Annotated in this window: 16 protein-coding genes; all 16 read right to left on the bottom strand. The window is 36.2% G+C overall.

The features are described from left to right. Nucleotides 1-6 precede the first annotated feature (6 nt). The 16 genes from ACGLXV_RS01005 to ACGLXV_RS00930 all read right to left on the bottom strand — a co-directional run bounded on the left by ACGLXV_RS01005 (nt 7) and on the right by ACGLXV_RS00930 (nt 17,727). A complete protein-coding gene (locus ACGLXV_RS01005; RefSeq protein ID WP_391557144.1) occupies nt 7-963 on the bottom strand; it encodes a carbohydrate kinase family protein in 957 nt (318 codons plus the stop codon). Nucleotides 964-1,029: 66 nt separating this feature from the next. Next, entirely contained in the window at nt 1,030-1,839 is an 810-nt protein-coding gene (locus tag ACGLXV_RS01000) for an alpha/beta hydrolase (protein ID WP_391557125.1), read from the bottom strand. Nucleotides 1,840-1,856: 17 nt separating this feature from the next. Further along, entirely contained in the window at nt 1,857-2,792 is a 936-nt protein-coding gene (locus ACGLXV_RS00995; protein WP_391557124.1) for an alpha/beta hydrolase, read from the bottom strand. A 246-nt stretch (nt 2,793-3,038) separates the two neighbouring features. Then, nucleotides 3,039-3,830 (bottom strand): alpha/beta hydrolase, encoded by a 792-nt coding sequence (locus ACGLXV_RS00990; protein ID WP_391557123.1) that lies wholly within the window; start codon nt 3,828-3,830, stop codon nt 3,039-3,041. Nucleotides 3,831-3,848: 18 nt separating this feature from the next. Further along, a complete protein-coding gene (locus tag ACGLXV_RS00985; protein ID WP_391557143.1) occupies nt 3,849-4,298 on the bottom strand; it encodes a DUF3237 domain-containing protein in 450 nt (149 codons plus the stop codon). 78 nt (nt 4,299-4,376) lie between these two features. Continuing rightward, nucleotides 4,377-5,864: a serine hydrolase domain-containing protein gene (locus ACGLXV_RS00980; RefSeq protein ID WP_391557122.1), complete on the bottom strand. Its 1,488-nt coding sequence runs from the start codon at nt 5,862-5,864 to the stop codon at nt 4,377-4,379. A gap of 18 nt (nt 5,865-5,882) precedes the next feature. Further along, nucleotides 5,883-6,689: a Nif3-like dinuclear metal center hexameric protein gene (locus ACGLXV_RS00975; RefSeq protein WP_391557121.1), complete on the bottom strand. Its 807-nt coding sequence runs from the start codon at nt 6,687-6,689 to the stop codon at nt 5,883-5,885. A gap of 35 nt (nt 6,690-6,724) precedes the next feature. Next, nucleotides 6,725-7,624 (bottom strand): carbohydrate ABC transporter permease, encoded by a 900-nt coding sequence (locus ACGLXV_RS00970; protein ID WP_391557120.1) that lies wholly within the window; start codon nt 7,622-7,624, stop codon nt 6,725-6,727. A 13-nt stretch (nt 7,625-7,637) separates the two neighbouring features. Beyond that, nucleotides 7,638-8,606 carry an ABC transporter permease gene (locus ACGLXV_RS00965; RefSeq protein WP_391557119.1) on the bottom strand — a complete coding sequence of 323 codons (969 nt, stop codon included), beginning with the start codon at nt 8,604-8,606 and terminating at the stop codon, nt 7,638-7,640. A gap of 69 nt (nt 8,607-8,675) precedes the next feature. Then, a complete protein-coding gene (locus ACGLXV_RS00960) occupies nt 8,676-10,208 on the bottom strand; it encodes an ABC transporter substrate-binding protein (RefSeq protein ID WP_391557118.1) in 1,533 nt (510 codons plus the stop codon). Nucleotides 10,209-10,410: 202 nt separating this feature from the next. Then, nucleotides 10,411-11,022, bottom strand: coding sequence for a YesL family protein (locus ACGLXV_RS00955; protein WP_391557117.1), 612 nt, complete (start codon nt 11,020-11,022; stop codon nt 10,411-10,413). Nucleotides 11,023-11,047: 25 nt separating this feature from the next. After that, nucleotides 11,048-12,637, bottom strand: a complete 1,590-nt coding sequence (locus ACGLXV_RS00950) for a response regulator transcription factor (RefSeq protein ID WP_391557116.1) — start codon at nt 12,635-12,637, stop codon at nt 11,048-11,050. Between the two features lie 49 nt (nt 12,638-12,686). After that, nucleotides 12,687-14,426, bottom strand: a complete 1,740-nt coding sequence (locus ACGLXV_RS00945) for a sensor histidine kinase (RefSeq protein ID WP_391557115.1) — start codon at nt 14,424-14,426, stop codon at nt 12,687-12,689. A gap of 255 nt (nt 14,427-14,681) precedes the next feature. Further along, a complete protein-coding gene (locus ACGLXV_RS00940) occupies nt 14,682-15,665 on the bottom strand; it encodes a LacI family DNA-binding transcriptional regulator (protein ID WP_391557114.1) in 984 nt (327 codons plus the stop codon). Between the two features lie 368 nt (nt 15,666-16,033). Next, nucleotides 16,034-16,429, bottom strand: coding sequence for a hypothetical protein (locus tag ACGLXV_RS00935; RefSeq protein ID WP_391557113.1), 396 nt, complete (start codon nt 16,427-16,429; stop codon nt 16,034-16,036). An 80-nt stretch (nt 16,430-16,509) separates the two neighbouring features. Beyond that, nucleotides 16,510-17,727 (bottom strand): hypothetical protein, encoded by a 1,218-nt coding sequence (locus tag ACGLXV_RS00930; protein WP_391557112.1) that lies wholly within the window; start codon nt 17,725-17,727, stop codon nt 16,510-16,512. Nucleotides 17,728-18,158 lie beyond the last annotated feature (431 nt).

Here is an 18,158-nt window from a genome sequence, read left to right as displayed (position 1 = left end):
CACCTCCTACAATTTATATAATTCTTTAATCTCTTCAAGTTTTGGAAAATTCACCACTGCACCCATATGTTTTAATTTATAGGCACTAACTGCAAAACCTAAATTTAATGCTTCCCTAATCTCATATCCGCCCACCAAAGCTGTGTAAAATCCTGACCAAAATGCATCACCCGCACCCGTGGTATCCACGACCTCGGTGGCAAGCGAATCTAATTTAATCGTCTCTTTTCCATTCGAAATGATAGCACCCTCTTTTCCCAATGTCATGACAACCAATTTTGCTCCAAGATCTAGAAACTTATCAATTTGATTATGATAAGTATCTTTTCCAAATAATCTTTCTGCATCATCTTCAGACGGTTTGACAATGTCAACCATAGATATTATCGATTTCACATACTCAACCCCATCTTGACCCTTTTGCCAAATCATTGGATGATAATTAGGATCAAAACCAACTAGAATCTGATTCTCTCTTGCTACTTCTATTACTTTTTCAATCGTTTGACGAACCGGTTCCATTGAAATGGGCCAGCATGAAAAGTGAACAATCTTTGAGTTAAGTACGGCTTCCTCAATCCTAGGGGAATACTCCAAGTGATAGTCTGCCCCTCTGTAAAAAATAGGAATGGGTGATGCTTTACTCTTTGTCACCACTACCATACTGGTAGAATAACCTACTTGCTGTATATATCTCGTATCGATATCAGCTTGAGATAACTTTTTTAATAAAAACGATCCAAATCCATCATTTCCGACTGCTGAAGCAACAAGAGACTGAATTCCTAGTTTCCTAACATTGATAGCAATATTAGAGGGGGCCCCCCCGAAAAACTTATGATAGGTATCACCCTCAAAATCATCATCATAGTCAGCTGAGATCATATCAATTAGAATTTCTCCGACTGCTAAAACATCATTTCGTTTGTTCTGAAATTCAATTTTCCCATCTAACTTTAGCATCATAATGCCTCCAAATTCATTTTTCGGCTTCCATTAGCATCTGTTATTCTACTAATATATGGATAATTAAAACCCGCTTATCCAACGCCCTGCCATGTCAATCCAATTAGTTACATCAGGTTGAACAGTTCCAGGGTAATTTCCTGCCTTTGTCTCCTCTGTTCCTAGAGACAAACCATGAATCCCCTTAGGGTAGATATGCATTTCCAAAGATACTTTATTCATTAGTAGACTATTAGCAAACAAAAAACTATTTTCAATTGGAACTGCATCATCCATATACGTGTGCCATAGGAAGGTCGGCGGCGTATCGGGAGTCACATGTTTTTCCAAAGACACCTCACTAAGAAGCTCCTTGTGATTTTCTCCTAGTAATGCGAAGAAAGAACCATGGTGTGCATATGTACCAGATGTAATCACCGGATAGCTTAATAAAAGTCCGTTGGGCTTAATCTCTTCGTTTGTAATACCTAACTTTTCTGATAAGGAACTCCTTTTCCAAAAAACACCCAAACTAGCAGCCAAGTGTCCACCTGCTGAAAAACCTGCAACAATAATCTTATTTCTATCGATATGCCATTGTTCTGCATTCTTCCTCATAAGAGAGACTGTCATAGAGAGCTCTAATAGGGCTGTTGGAAAAGTTGCTGGCCGAACACTATAACGCAAAACACAAGCATGAAATCCCATCGCATTCAGTCTAATGGCAACGGGTTCAGCTTCTCGGTCTGATGTAAATTCATATCCTCCCCCAGGACAAATAATGACCATCGGCCGTGTTCGACTACTATCTATTTCAGGAGAATTTTCTAAAATATAGGTATATAATTTAGCTTCAGAATCCTCTGTACGAATATTAATGGTCTCATGTATCATGTTTTGACACCTACTTCTTACTTGTTTAAAGCCCTAGCAAGGGCAGAAATATATGCATTTTTGGTACGTTGGCTGATTTCTGCCTCTGGCACAATATGTTCAAAAGCATGAAAACAACCGGGATATTGATGAAATTCTACTTCTATGCCAGCTTGTGCAAGACGTACTACATAGTCTATTGTTTCATCTCTGAAAGGATCAAGTTGACCTACACATGTATAGGTTGGAGGAAGTCCAGCCAGATTCTTCGCCCGTGTTGGTGCTGCGTATGGTGAAATTTCTTCATTAGCATGGCTGCCAAGATACATCTGCCACGCCGCCAAGTTATTTGCCCTGTACCATACCGCGTGCTTGTCGGTAATTTCGTAACTAGATGGTGTGATATTTCGGTCATCAATCATTGGATATAACGGCATTTGAAAACAGATCGCCGGCCCTCCTCGATCACGTGCCAATAATGCCAGTGCAGCGGTTAATCCTCCTCCAGCACTTCCTCCTCCAATTGCGACCCTGGTTAAGTCTATATTCAATTCTTCAGCCGAATTCGTCATCCAAACCAATGCAGAATAGCAATCTTCTAATGCTGCAGGATATGGATGCTCAGGTGCAAGGCGATAATCGGGGGAAATGACGACGCAATTAGCCTCCAGGACAAACCTTTCACAAAGGTTATCTTCGTTATTAGGGTGCCCTAATACATACCCTCCCCCATGGCTCCAAAGAACAGCAGACAATTTATTCTCATCCCTATGTAGCGGTTCGTAAATCTTAATCAACATTTCTTGTCCTTCACCACCAGAAATAAATCGTTCAGTGATTCGAACCAATTCTGAATTGCCCGTTGGTGGTGTAGGGATTTGTCTAAATTCTGCCAAATCATCAGGTAGTTGAAGAACCGGATTCAGCATTAAAGTGTCTCTTAATTTGGGATTCACCCTGTTTATAAAGTCCATATAATACCTCCATAACAAAACGAAATTTACTAAACTTACCCACTATAATTCTTGTAAAAGGTGGTTGCTAATTGTTAGTTTTACCAAGAAAAAGCTAAACGTATATTTCGTCTAAGTATTTTTATCAGTTTCATACCTTTATGTTAACCGGTTGATATATTGGTGTCAACCGGTTAACATACAAACGATAAATTTAGTTGCAAATATCATTAAGCAGCATGATGATTCCTCCTTGAAATAAGACGATTATTGAACAGCCCAAGCTAGAGCCTTTTCTATATATTCATTCCAAAAATCAAAAGTATGTTCCCCAGGTGTTTCCATATAAATGACCTCTACCTGCTCAGCAACTAAGAACTCATGGAATTTCCGGTTGACATCCAGTAAGAAATCTTCTGAACCACAAGCCAAATATATTTGAGGCACCTCCGCTGTTCCTTTTTTCAAATTCAGGATCAGTGCTTCCGGGTCTTTATCACTACCTAAGAGCTGGTCTAAGTCACCAAATACCCTTCTGAAATACTTATAACCGGCAACTCCATCATGATAATCAGGCCCTGCCCCTGCAATCTGATAGGTAACGATGGCCGAAGATAAAGCGATAATCTTGCCAAAATGATCAGTGTACTTTAAGCCGTTCCGAATGGCTCCATACCCCCCCATAGATAAGCCACCAATATAGGTATCTTCTTTTCTATGAGATAAAGGAAACATTTGGCGTGTGAACATTACTAGCTCATTCCCTACATACTCACCAAATAATTCACCTTTATCATCATCATCTAAATAAAAGTTATTTTCTCCAGATGGCATAAATACGGCAATATTATATCGATCGGAAAGCTCCCTAATTTTTGTAAAACTCAGCCAATCCATATGATTACCCGAATATCCATTTAATAGATATAGAGACTTTAATGGTCCCTTCTTTTCCTTTATGATCCCCGGAATATCAGGTGCATCTAACGGCAAAAATGCATTAAACATTACTTGCCTTTTAAGAGCTTGAGAAAAAAAATTCACTTGTAGCAACGCCATTTTTAGGACTCCTTTTACTTATATTAATTGGTAAAAGCGAAGCTGAACTCCCTCGGGATGTGGCCTTAAAGTACCGATAAACATGTTTTTACTCAGCCACTGATATTTCTCACCAGCCACTTCGAAACTCGGTGTCGTATACATATAGACATCTCTTTCAAAATCAAATTCACTCTTTTGTTCGTTCAGTTCTTCAGCTGATCTAATATAACTTTTTCCTTGGTTGATAATGGAGATTAAGGTACCGTCATCTGCCTGAATCGTGTACCGAGCCCATACTGAACCCGTTCCATCAGGGCGAGTAAGGTTCCAATCAGCACCCCCCGGTAGGACAACACCTTTCACCTTTGGCCCCTCAAAAGTTCCACCTGTTATTGGTACCACACGGCGTATCCCACCATGAGTCTCTCCAATTTCTAAATCGGGCCCGCAATGAACAACCAATTCCATTGCTAGTTCTACATTCATTTGCAATTTTAAAACTCCCTTTCTATCTATCATGGTTTTAAATCGATTCTATAACTCATGCCTTATTAAGGAGAAGGTTTACTGTAATAAAGCCTTAGCTACAATCGGTTTTTCTTCAACTAATCCGTTTGATTGATTTAAAGTAGTAATACTTGCTTTGCTTCCAAAATATTCAATTTTTATGTTTTTAACGAAACATGTTTCCAGCCATCTCACCTCGATGTTAAAACAGCTTTTGTTTTCCCACCAGCCTGCCATGTATACTTTACTGATTGGGTTCGATGTCTTTAACTTATTGATACAACCATTACCATCTATCCCAACATCAACCTGATACGTGGAATTTCCAATTGTTAACTCCATCACACAGGTATTTGAATGGATGTCGAGTGAAAAAGCACGTATTTTCTCGATTTTATTTCCTGTCATCCAGCCATAATCGGCAAATAGCGGAATGTCACCCTCAACTACTTCAAACCTTTCGCCTCTTATATGCTCTACAAGTGGAGAATAGGGTGAATAAGTCGGACTTGGTAATGCCAATGTTTTTAACCGTCGCAAAAGGTTCTGATATACGATAGGGTCTTTCGGCAGAGGTTCGCTTGTTACTTCCGGCAAAAGTACATCATATACCACATCCAAAACTTCTTGAACGACATCCGGATATTTTGCACATTCGGTAATGGAAACAATCATATTTAAATCAGGAAAGACAAGCGAGTATTGACCTAAAGCTCCATCAGCTCTGTAGACACCCTCGGGACGGCACATCCATACTTGAAAACCATAACCCAATTGACAATCTGGAATTCCTTCTAAATTACTAGAGGAGTCAATCTGTATACTACTGGCCAATTCTACGAGTTCCTCTGACAACACACGCTTTCCATTCCAGATTCCTTTCTGAAGGTAGAGCATCATCAATCTTGCATTGTCCTCCGTTGTCGCAAAACCTCCTCCCCCTCCAGCTTCGAGTCCGTCAGGTAAACAAAGCCATTTAACATTCTCACTGTCAATCCCAATTTTATCGAACAGCCTTGTTTTTAAGAATTCATGAAGCCCTTCCCCAGATACCTTTTTAACAATAGCACCTAGCATGTGGGAGCCTACACTGTTATACATGAAGGTTGTTCCTGGTTTATGAACAACTTCTGTATGCAAAAAATCACGGATCCAGTTCTCACTTGGAGGGGGCATCGTTTCCATGCCGCAACCCATGCACAAAACATCTCGAACGGTGAGTAGACTAAGATTGTCGCTCACTTCTGAAGGGGAATCCTCTGGAAAAAGATCAACCAAACGGTCTTGTAGCTGAACAAGACCCTCGTCAACCGCAAGACATACCGCAGTTGCGGCATAGGTTTTCGTAAGCGAGTGTAAACTATGGACCATCCCTGGTGAAAAAGGAGCCCACCATCCCTCTGCCGCCACTTTTCCATCTTTAATAATCATCAGCCCATGCATTTCTGTTCCTGTTTGTTCCAAAGCGTCTATTAATTTATTTATCGTGTGACTCGGAATTCCGACTGATTCCGGTGTTACCCTCTCTAATTCGATCCTGTTCAAATCCGTTCAGCTCCTTTATCACAAATAAACAAACGGTTCCTTGGCATCAACAAAGAAAGTTGGAATCTCATTCACCAAAGGCTTCAGCCATTCCGCCATGAATTTCATACCCCATTCTTCACTGCGTTCATGGCCAATGACGATCATCCCTTTATTAAGTCCCAGCATCGCTGCGTCATTGACGTAGGCACAGAGTGTCCATTCAGTAATTTCTCCACAGACCATTACGTCTAAGTTTTTATCTCTCATTAACTCCATTGGCATTTGTTCTCTACCTAAACCTAAACTGCCACCGCCAACCAAGATTCCTACCCTTGAACACTTCATATCAAGGTTTCCAACAACTTGTATCACATCTATGGCTAATTTTTCTTTAAAAAAGTTGGCCAATTCTGCTAAAGACATTTCCTCGATTTCGTAGGTGTGGGGCCGTTTCTTGTCCAATACATTGTTTTCCCATCCAATCTCCTTCAGTAGCCCATCATAAATTCTATCTGTCTTCGCTAAGTGCATATGATCATGGTACCGCCAGATGGCAATATTGTGATCGTCGAGTAATTTCTTCTTAGCAAAATACAAAGGATCTTCCTTTAGCCAATCTACCTCATCTCCACCGGTATAATAAGTGGGTTCATGGGTTACGATCATATTGGCTCCAAGGGCAATTGTTTGTTTAATCACATCCACTGTCGCCATAAACGTGGTAACAATTCCCGTCACTGGAGTATCATAATTTCCAGACATGAGTTGATCACATGTTTTTTCGAGCCTGAAATCACCGCACGAATCCGAAAGAATGGTATCAATCACTTCTTTTACATTCATCACTAATCCCTCTTTTAATCTATAAATTTTTTCCATTACTCTTTTACAGCACCAATTACAACACCTTTGATTAAATATTTCTGCAAGAATGGCAACGCAAGCAAAATAGGTAGAATTCCAATTACCCCCATAGCCATACGAACAGCAGTGCTTGGAAGCGTAACACTATTCGTGCCCAACGCCGTACTAGCTGAATCTGAATTTAGAAATTGAATATTATTCATTAAATTAATTAATAGATTCTGAATTCCATAAAGCTTCGTATCGGATATAAAATATAAGGCATTGATCCAGTCATTCCAATAAATCAAAGCCGTAAATAAACCAACCGTTGCTAATACCGGAACGGAAAGAGGCAGCATGATTTTAAAGAAAATCTTCATTTCGCTGGCACCATCAATCTGAGCCGACTCTATTAAAGAAACAGGTACATTATTTCTAAAGAAATTTACGACAAGAAATACGTTGAAGGCACTCAATAAATAATTCGGAAAAATCAATGCAGCAATGGTATTTTGAATGGCGAATACCTTTGTCCACATAATATAGGTTGGAACCACACCACCACTAAACAACATCGTAAAAAATACGATGAAAGCTAGAACGTTTCGATACTTAAAATCCTTTCTAGCTATTGGATAAGCAATCATTGCGGTAATAATTAAGCTGATAGTGGTCCCCACTACAGTGACAAAAATTGAAACGCCATAAGCCCTTAAAAAAGTTGATAGATTTTGATAGATATAGAAATAAGCATCTAAACTAAACTTTTCTGGAAAAAAACTATATCCATCTTTCACTAATGTCGATTCATCCGTAAAGGAAGAAACTAACATTAATACAAATGGTAAAAAAGTAAGTAACGTAATCAACAGCATCATGAACAAGGAGAATCGTTTGAAACCGCGTTCGTCCTTGCTTTCTAAACTCTTCACAATTTTCTACCTCCTAGAACAGCCTGTTTTCAGAGCTAACTCTTCTCACAATGGCATTGGCGATGATAACTAAGATGAATCCAACGATGGATTGGTACAGACCGGCTGCAGATGACATCCCAAGATCATTTAACTGCATTAACGCACGATATACATACGTATCAATTGTTTGTGTTACCGGATATAATGCACCTGAATTCATAGGAACTTGATAGAATAGTCCAAAGTCAGAGCTTAATATCCTTCCAATCGACATCAATGTAAGAATAATGATGGTTGGTTTAAGTAAGGGAATCGTGATCGTAAAAATCTGTTTTATTTTACTTGCACCATCAATCTTTGCTGCTTCATAAATACTCTTGTCAATTCCGACGATAGAGGCTAAATAAACAATAGAACTATAGCCTGCTGCTTTCCAAATTTGTACAAAAACTAATATATATGGCCAATACTTGGGTTCTGAGTACCAGGTAATCTCATCACTACCCAACGGCTTTAATATCGATTTATTAATGAAACCACTATCCGAATTTAAAAAAGCAAAAACTAAATAGGAAAGGATAACCATGGAAATGAGATGCGGAAGGATCAAGGATGTTTGGAAAAACTTAGAATAAGCAAATTGAATCAATTCAGACATGATTATCGCGATAAAAATCGCACAAACGTTAATCAACACGATAAAAGCAAGATTGTAAAGAATCGTATTCCTCGTCATAATAAAAGCATCGGACGTACTAAATAGAAATTTAAAATTTTGTAACCCTACCCAATCACTTCCGAAAATTCCCTTTGCATAATCAATTTCTTTAAAAGCAATAAAAGTTCCTAACATGGGGATGTAATTATTTATTAATAAATATAGTAATCCCGGGACCGCTAGCATCAATAAGGGAAGTGAGCTTTTTAATTTACTGCGTTTCTCCCTATTTTCTACTGTCAGCTTTGTAGTATTTAGATTTTCTGTCATCAGCTTTGCCATGATGAGATATTCACCTCTTTTTGGAAAATGAAGCAAGTAATACTTGCTTCATTTTGTTTAATCTCTAATTTATTTTTGATCTTCAATCCATTTGTCTAACTGTTTCTGTTTTTCATTAATAACGTTTTTGGCTCCTGCATCGTTTAATGCTTTAATAAATTTAGGAAGAGTGGTTTCTGGATCTAAACTACCAGTAACAAGACCTGGAAGATATTGATTCACCACATTATTAATGGTACTTAGTTCTGTTTTTACTGGTGTCTGATCAAAGATGAAACCAAAATATGGTGACCTTTCAGTCTCTCTGTTTTCAGTAATTTTTACATTAACATCCTCATAAGACATCCCTTCAAGCTGATATTGCAGAGATTCAGAACCTAATATTCCAGAACTTAGTTGAGCAGTATAGGGAACGTTTGCTGCTGATTTTCCATCTGGGTATTTCACATGATGCTCGTCAACTACCTCATAATCTCTGCCTTCAATTCCAAAAAGGATGGTATTTAACAATTCTTTATCCGTGTAAGTCATATTTAATAGTTTCATAGCTGCATCTGGAACCTTCGTTGTACTAGACATCATCCAAGTAACCGCATTTGTTGCACTAGTATCAAAATAAAAAGGAGAAATTCGTTTCATTTCAATATTTTTACCTGTTTGCGCACTAATTGCTTTACCTGCCTCCAAGCCACCATACGCTGCTATAAAAGAGAATCCTCGGTCTGATGACATCATTTGAGCCATGCCAATAGTAGTTGTTGCGGCATCCTTTTGAAGATATCCCTTCTCATACCAACCCCGCACCATTTCAATACCATCTTTAAATTCATCTGTCTCGTAGAAATTAACCACGTTACCACTGTCGCCAATCACCACTCCTACCCCAGTATCATCGGTTAAACTATCCACCTTCGCACTACTCTTAATTAGTCTTACTAATCCTGGGTCACTCGGATTAACATTGACTGGTCCAAAAGGAACTACATCCGGATATTTCTCTTTCACTGCTTCAAAAATGGCTGGCAAATCATCAACTGACTGAATATCATCCGGAGAAAAACCTACTTCTGCTAACATATCGGCATTATAAACAAAGGTTGGTGGAAGAGACATTCCCTTGTTAGCTGGTATTCCGTATATTTCTCCATTCGATGTTGTCGATTTTAACAAATTAGGTCCGAAATCGTTTTCCAATATCGCTACCGTATCTGCCCCATATTTTTCAAGCAAGCCATCTAAAGGATAAAGTTGATTTTTAGATAAATAGGTAGTGAAATTACCTAGAGATACAAACAAGTCCATTTGTTCTCCACTCTGCAGTGCCAAATTAACTTTTTGATTATAGTCTGCTGGGCCATATAACTGAAGATCTACCTCAACATTAATCTTTTCTTCTGTTATCTTATTAATCGCTTCTTCCACTTCACTATAGTCTTGAGGGATATTATTAAAAGTCGGTAAAGCTAATACAACCTTTTCTACTTCTCCGTTTTTCCCATCACTTTTAGGGCTACTTGTTGGATCACTCTTACACGCGGTCAGAATGGACCCCACCAACGACAGCGACAAGACCAAAGATACAATCCGTTTCTTATTTTTCATCCAATCTCCTCCTAACTAACTATGAATACGCTTTCATTATATCTAGTTTCTATTTTTGTTTCTTTAAGAAAACCGCTCTGATTTTTTAAAATTCAGTCATTTATTCGATTACTAGACATTCACATCTAATCCTAAAAGAAAAAAGGCCTGATATGCAGGCCATGTGATATACAAAAGAATATCGTCTTTTATCCAACACTATTTACAAAAGAATTCCCTGATCTTGTTGAATTTTTTTCAACTTCACATTGGCAACCCAATAGGTAATTAAAGCAGAAATACTAAAGAAATAAAAGACAAAAAGGAATGAAAAGCATAAAGAAACGAGTAACCATCCCAATATAAATAGGGCATTTAGGATAGTCAGATAAATTTTATAGAATCCGAATTTAAAAGAATTACTAAGTAACTGTTTGAACGAGTAATGGCTGTTGACCATCAGAGGAAATACATATATAACAGATACGAGAAAGAAAAAACTAACAAAGATTACACCTGATAGAATAAGAAGATTAAAGCTTGTGTTAAGCAAGGTTAAAATATAATAATCACCAATCAAAACAAGGATAACAATGGTTATATATATCCCTGCCGTAAAACTCTGTTTTAGGTTCTCCCTAAAGATTCTTTTAAAGGTAAAAAACAGAGCTGGATCTTTTTTATTTACCCATTCTCTTACTACACCAAATAAAGCAGCTGCCGCTGGATAAATGGTGATAATAGGAATACAGCAAACAAGAAATAATAAGTTCAGCATAGCGAGTTGGTAAATCCATATACAAAAACGATATACCTTTCCATCAAGTCGAAACAATTCAATTCCCTCCTGTAATGTTGACTCATCCCCTCATTTTTTTCCTATATGAATGTGGCGTTTCACCAGCTGTTTTTTTAAACACAGTTGAAAAATAAGATATACTCTCAAAACCTGTTTCTCGAGCTATTTCTGTAATATTCACGTCATTTTGGACAAGCAATTCCTTCGCAACCTGAATTCTATAGTTATTTATAAATTCAGTAATCGTAACGCCCGTCTCTAACTTAAAAATTTTCGCAAAGTAGTCTGGAGTTAAATAAACACTTGCTGCAACCATCTCGCGACTAATTTCTTCCTGATAATTTTCAAAAATATATTGTTTTGCCTTTTCAACCACACTTTCCGACTTCTTGACTTCTCTCACGTAATCAATTGCTGTATTCGTGATGTAAGTTGCCCACTTCATCATGTCAAAAATACTTTTTTCTGATTTTCGAAATAGAGTTTGAGAAATTTTAGTTGAAAATAGTTTGTGAGGTTGAACTTTATTTTTATGTAAATACGAATAAACAATTTGCAGGAAATCTTGGCAAATGGAATGCAGGATAATGGAATCCAACCTATTTTCTGCTGCCAACTTTTCTAATTCGTTTTTTAACGTATTTACTAAAGGAACCTTCTTCCCTTCTAAAAAAAATTCATTGAATAACTGTTCATTTAACGCATATTTTCCGTTCGTATAGTAATTAAAATTTTCATTTTGAAAAATAACCTTTCCTTTGGAAGCAATATTTTTTTGGTCTAACTCATCCAACCAGACTTTTGTTTCTGCCATTCCTTGAATCGATAAAGGTTCGCTAATATAACAAGTTGCTGTAAGGTTAAATTGATGAGCACATCTCTTTATAAGAATCCCGCATTTAAATTTTAAGTTATTTCTTTCCGGGTCTCCTATTAAAATTGCAGCAATACAAAATGTGTCATCCCGAACATAATGGATTAATTTATATTCATTTGTATCGTCCGAAAAAATATCGGCCGTCTCACTGCAAATGGAATCTTTTATAAGCCTTTCTTCCAACACATCATCCATTTGACTCCTACTAAAACAAACTAATAGGAGATAGTATTTGTTTTGTAATGCTAAAGATAGGTTCCTCTTTACCATTTCTTCTTGGATGCTTTCCATACGCGAAGGAATGTTTTCAAATAAGATATCATTCCAAAAACTTTTTTCTACTAACCCTTTATTTTTCAGCCAATACGATCCATATTGACTAAACTCATATATTTGATTTTTCTTTAAATATGATTCTACCACCTTTGCTAACGTGGCTTCGATCTTATTTTTTTCAAATGGCTTTGTTAAATAGGCATCTGCATGGTAGGAAATCGCATTGGAAGCGAATTCAAAATTTTCATGACAGGTAAAGAAAATAAAAGCACTATTGTAATTGTTCTCCCTTACCCATTTTATTAAATCAATTCCTGTTCCTTTTGGCATTTCAATATCACATATGATGATTTCAGGTACATTGGCTTCAATTAATTCCTTAGCTTCGGCAATATTGTGGGCAAAAACAATGTCAAAAATATTAAATAATTCCCAGTCAATAAAGTCCCTTAATACCTCAAGTGTCGGAATATCATCATCGATTAATAGACATTGCATAATTACTCCCCACCTTATAAAAGATTAATCTAGCATTTTTTGAAACCGCTTAACTGATTTTCAAGTTTACATACGGTTCGATTTCCTGCTTAGCCATTGGAATAAAAATTTCTACTTTAGCACCGGTTGGTTCACAATTTGAGATTTTTAATAGCCCCTCTGTTTTATATAACAAACTCAGTGTCTTTTTCATATTCGTTAATCCAATTTTCATTCCCGTTGAATTATCTAAAATCTCCGAACTATTGACCTTTTGAATGACCTCATCTGGAAACCCTTCTCCATTATCCTCAATGACAATCCTGATGTATTGTTCATCTTTCGTATGATACTTTTCAACTTTTATAAATATCGATAGCATATCCTCTATGGCGAAAGCATGTTTAAATGTGTTCTCTATAAAAGTTTGGATTAATAATTGTGGGATAAGACAAGATTCTAATTGGTCATCGATATCTGTGATGTAAAATATATTATCGCAGAATTTAATTTCCATCATCTGAATATAGTTCTTCACATGTTCGATTTCATCTTTGATTGAAACCTTTACAAGGCCACCTTTTAGCGTATACCTTACATGTTTGGATAAAAGGTTGATCATTTTTCGTATATCCTCATTTTTATTTTGATACGTAAGACTAGTAATGGTTGAAATAGCGTTTAAGTAGAAATGCGGTTTTATTTGCATTTGTAAATACCTTATTTCTGCTTTGTTCCTTTCTAATTTTTCTTCATAGGATTGAATCTTTAATGCTTTTATTTCTTTCACCATGGAGTCAAACGAATGGTTCAATTCCTTGAACTCTCGAGATGTTTGAAACTGGGGGATTTGATAATCTAAATTCCCTTTCTCAACCGCTTTTGTTGCCTTTGCAAGAACAAGCACCGGATTAACGATTTCCTTTAATAATCTAATAACTGTATAAGGAACAATGAGTATGGAAAGAATCCCTAAAATGACAATCAACCATGGAATTAAGTCTAGACCTAAAAAAGCACTTTTTTTCTCTGTAAAGCTCCATAATTTTCCGAGTTGGGGTATTTCAGCTGAATGAATGTAATAGCTTCGATTTAGGTTTTCGTTGTCAATAATTCTTGTACTAATTGAATCTAATGAAATGGTCGCTTTCTTTGAAAGTGGTAGAATATGTCCTTTTTGATCTGTTAACATATATTCGATTTCATCCGGTGTGGTACTCTCAATCAAGGACATTAGTGTTTTCGCCTTTACGAGGGCACCTATGACGACATCAGAGATCTTATAGGTATAAAAGAAATAAACCGTATCATTCATCTTTACGATATCCCAGTCATTATTTACAGTATCTGTCGTAGCAAAATCAGTACTCTTTAAATAATCTGTGATGATTAAACCTTCCCTACCTGGTATACGTGTGCTAAACTCCGCTAAAAACAAATCCGAATTACTTTCCATGATATAAAATCCATCGCTAGCTTTATTATTTGTGAGTTTTGAACTTATATGATCCTTTAGTTCCAATGATTTAAAGTATCGCTGTTCCTCAGTTTGATAGGGATAAAGGGATAGGTCTTCGATCTGTTCGGAGAAGATTTCATCCAAGTCCTTTGTAATTCCTTTAAGATTACCATTCATAGAGTTGATATAAATTTCCATTGCATTTTTGGAGCTCTTTATCGTATTTTCTTTTACCACCTTCAATGAATACATATTACTTAATATTAAAATTGTGAATAATATTAGGACAACCAAAGAAATGGAGACAGTAAATTTATAAACTAAAGAGTTTTTCTGGATACTCTTAAACATTCTCTTATCCCCCAAGCGTATTAAAGCTTTTCAAAAACTGTATTCATTTATATATTTGTCGATCAAATTTTTTAACACTTATTTATCAGTTGTTCTTTAAGGTTAAGAATATACTAATTTTTCTTAAATTCAAGACTATTTCACTAGTTTAAAAAGTAAAAAATACCACTGGCTGAATTCATTACAACCAGTGGTATTTCCTCTTTTTTGTTAGATTCACATGATAACGTTTGGAAAGTAAAAGAAAATATATATCTACGTGGTACCTCGTTCAACAATTGATACCGGAAGTCGATTTACGAGGGGCACTTCTACTCCGTCAATTTGCTTTGCCATCAATTCAATGGTAAGTTCACACATTCGTGATATAGGCTGACTTATTGTAGTCAGGCGTGGCGACACTAATGAAGCAATTCCCACATCATCATATCCTACAATTTTGATTTCCTCCGGAATCCTCTTTTTTAATTGATAGCTTGCTTGAATTACCTCTGCTGCAATAACATCACTACTAGTGAACACACCATCGATATCTGAATGCTCCTGCAGGAACCCGACAATTTCATTAACATTGTTGTCGGTATCACTTGATACCAACACCAATGATAAGTGCTCGATGTTAGTGTCCTTTAACTCTTCCAAAAAGCCTTGGTACCTAGCGCTGGCAAGCAAAGCATTATGTTGGAGTCCGCCAATTCCACCATAAATATATGCCAGTTTTCGGCATTCTTTACTGATTAATAATTTTGAAGCAAGTTGGCCTCCCAAGAAATTATCGGAAGAAATTAAAGGAATATCTTCAGCAAGAATACGATCAAAAGAGATAATGGGCAAATTCAGATTCAGATAGTCATCCACATCCAAAACATGACTGCCCATAATAATGCCGTCCACTTGGTTTTTCTTTAACATCTCAATATATTTTCTTTCTTTAAATACATCCCCATTTGAATTACAAAGCAACAATTTATACCCTTTTTGGTAGGCATACTCCTCAAGATAATAGGCAAGTTCACTAAAAAAAGGATGTGAAACATTAGGTACAATAAGTCCAATCATATTTGATTTTCTTCTGAATAAAGAACGAGCCAGTTCATTAGGCTGGTAATTTAGTTCCTTCATAGCCTGGTATACCTTATCCCTAGTGGCTTGACTAATATATCCCCGATCGTTAAGAACACGGGAAACAGTTGTAACAGAAACACCTGCTTTTTCTGCCACATCGGTAATTTTCACCATAAACTATCCACCAACTTTTTTAACTCAATAATACCATAATTTTATTTTTATCCTTTATCCACAAATCTGGGCTAGAGAAAATAAAGTCATTAGGAGCCGTCTATAGTGATAAAATTCCTGGCTAATATAGCTAACAGAGCGGATGTGGAAAAGCTTCCAGAAGAAATCATCGCCGTTCATGGTTGCATAGATTGAATTATAAATAATGCAGGAATTCTTCAAGTTGCTTCAATTTCTCTGATATCCTAATAGCTGTCGAACGAGAGATGTGAAATTCATGCATGATATGGTCATTTACTTTAAGGTTCACCACAATTAAAACTAAATCACAAAAAGCATGGCACCTCTGACAAAGGTGCCATGCTTATTTATTCCCTTGATTTACTTTTCATTGGCATCTTTACATCCAACTGAGTGAAGTCAAAACGCAAATTCCCATTAGTCTCTTCAACAACCACTTTCTTTCCTTCATTACTCTTAACAATATAATCTAACAATTTAGAGGAAATCTTTTTCTTCCCATTTACCTGAAGAACGTAATTTCTGATGTCGAATGTCACACATTTATTATAATCATAAACGAGTATCTTCACGTCAATTGTGGTTCCATAGTAATCGGAACCAGATACAACAGTTCCGTTTGATCCTGGATGGTGCCAATACTTCCACTGATCCTTCTTTTTAATTCCAGAGATTAAATAAGTAGCTTGGTGTACATTCTTCTCGACATTAACGATTCTTCCCTTTAGACTGTGTGTCATCATATCACTCCTCAGTATTGATAATTCAATAGTACTGAAGATGCTATGAATTCTCGCGGAAAGTTTTCCTTGAAATTTTCCCCTTATCGATAAGGAGCGTACACAGAGTCCTTTTCTAATCCCATTGATCTATAGAAAATATTCACAATGGTCTCAAACCAAAAGTCAATCATTGTTATCTGATAGCGATGGTCATTTGATGCCATGATTTCTTTGAATTCCTCTTTCACAAAATTAATATATTGAAATGCTGTTTTTACCCTCTCACTGTCGCCTTTAAGAAAAGCCTGCAAAATTGGCTGTATCCTATACTCAATGGTTTTTTTAGTGTCAACTAAATTTTCCTCACCAAAAAAATAGTGCGAAATGGGTATTATTACGTTAGGGAACTCATATTGTTTTCCTACTTTATACGCTTGGACATGCTTATACTTTTGAAAACTCTTCTTTAGTTTTTCATAACTTTTATCAACTATTTTCTTAGATGGGGTATTCATTCCTGTTGTGAGTACCGAAAGTACAAAGGCCACATCTCTTAACCCATACACACTTTTCATTTCAACATTTACACAGATATCTTTACATCCCGAAAAATAACTACTATCAGGTAATAGAAGATCGTAATAATTTTTTATGTATGCTTTTCTCATGTATTGATATAGTGCTAAATAAGGATTCTTTATTCGCTCAACACTTGTGGATTTATGATTTGCTTTTACCACACTATAGTATTCGATGGATCCAAGTACAACTTCCTCAAATTGTCTAACATTTAATACCTTAATCGGATCTTCATAATAATCACTAAATATAAGTTTTAAGGTTTTATCAATATAATGATTCAACTCTAGATTTTTTTCAGTCAACTTACTTAAAACCATATCCAGTTCAGAAATGATTGAAGAACTTCCCGATAGAAGAAGTGAATGCTGATATTCTTTTTCCTTTAATATTATATCTACATCAGACCAACTTCGATGTCTATTACATGCGTCCTCAAAAACTTTTGGATAAATTTCAATCTCATAATAATTCCTTTGTAACTGTAATACTTCATGCAAATCGACTTCAAACTCTTCCTTTGTTCTATTTTTCGAAGTAAGGGATTTCAAATTAGTATCTTTATTGTATAGCCATTGAAAGATCAGTTCAGTGTGTGTTTTACTGTCGAATGCTAACTCCGTCTTAACCTTCCTATATCTCTTTAAAAAAGTATCAATATTTGAATCGTAATTTATATCATTCACATCAAGACCAAGAATCCATGTGATTCTCTCTTTTTGTGTCATCTTCTTCGCCATGTAAATCTCCTTCTTCCGAAAGAATATACGTTACTGCGATACAAAAAGAGAACAAATCTTAGTTTGTCCTCTTCTTATATTTCACTTATATGAATAATCCGTGAATCGCCACAAGGAGTGTGAATATGATTAAATGGTCTCCTATCGCAACCAGAAATGACTTCCAGCACATTAACCCAAATAACGTATTTTTCAAATAAACCAATGAAATGATTAACCTTATTAAACGGTAGCATACCAACAATAATAACCACCATTAAGTATGCAAATACAATGGTCATCGAATAACGATAGTTTTCAGCCATATTCATTTGTTCAAATAAGCCATGAATTGAGGATCAATAATTTGAGTCAATTTTTGAATATTAATCTCAATAATTTGTTCACATTTTTGTAAAAAAATGAACTTTTCTCAAATTGCTCTCTTTTTA

It is taken from the genome of Robertmurraya sp. (genome assembly GCF_036676585.1).
Taxonomy (GTDB): domain Bacteria; phylum Bacillota; class Bacilli; order Bacillales; family Cytobacillaceae; genus Robertmurraya_A.
The sequence above is the reverse complement of the archived record's forward strand: the minus strand, read 5'-3'. Positions and strand labels throughout refer to the sequence as shown.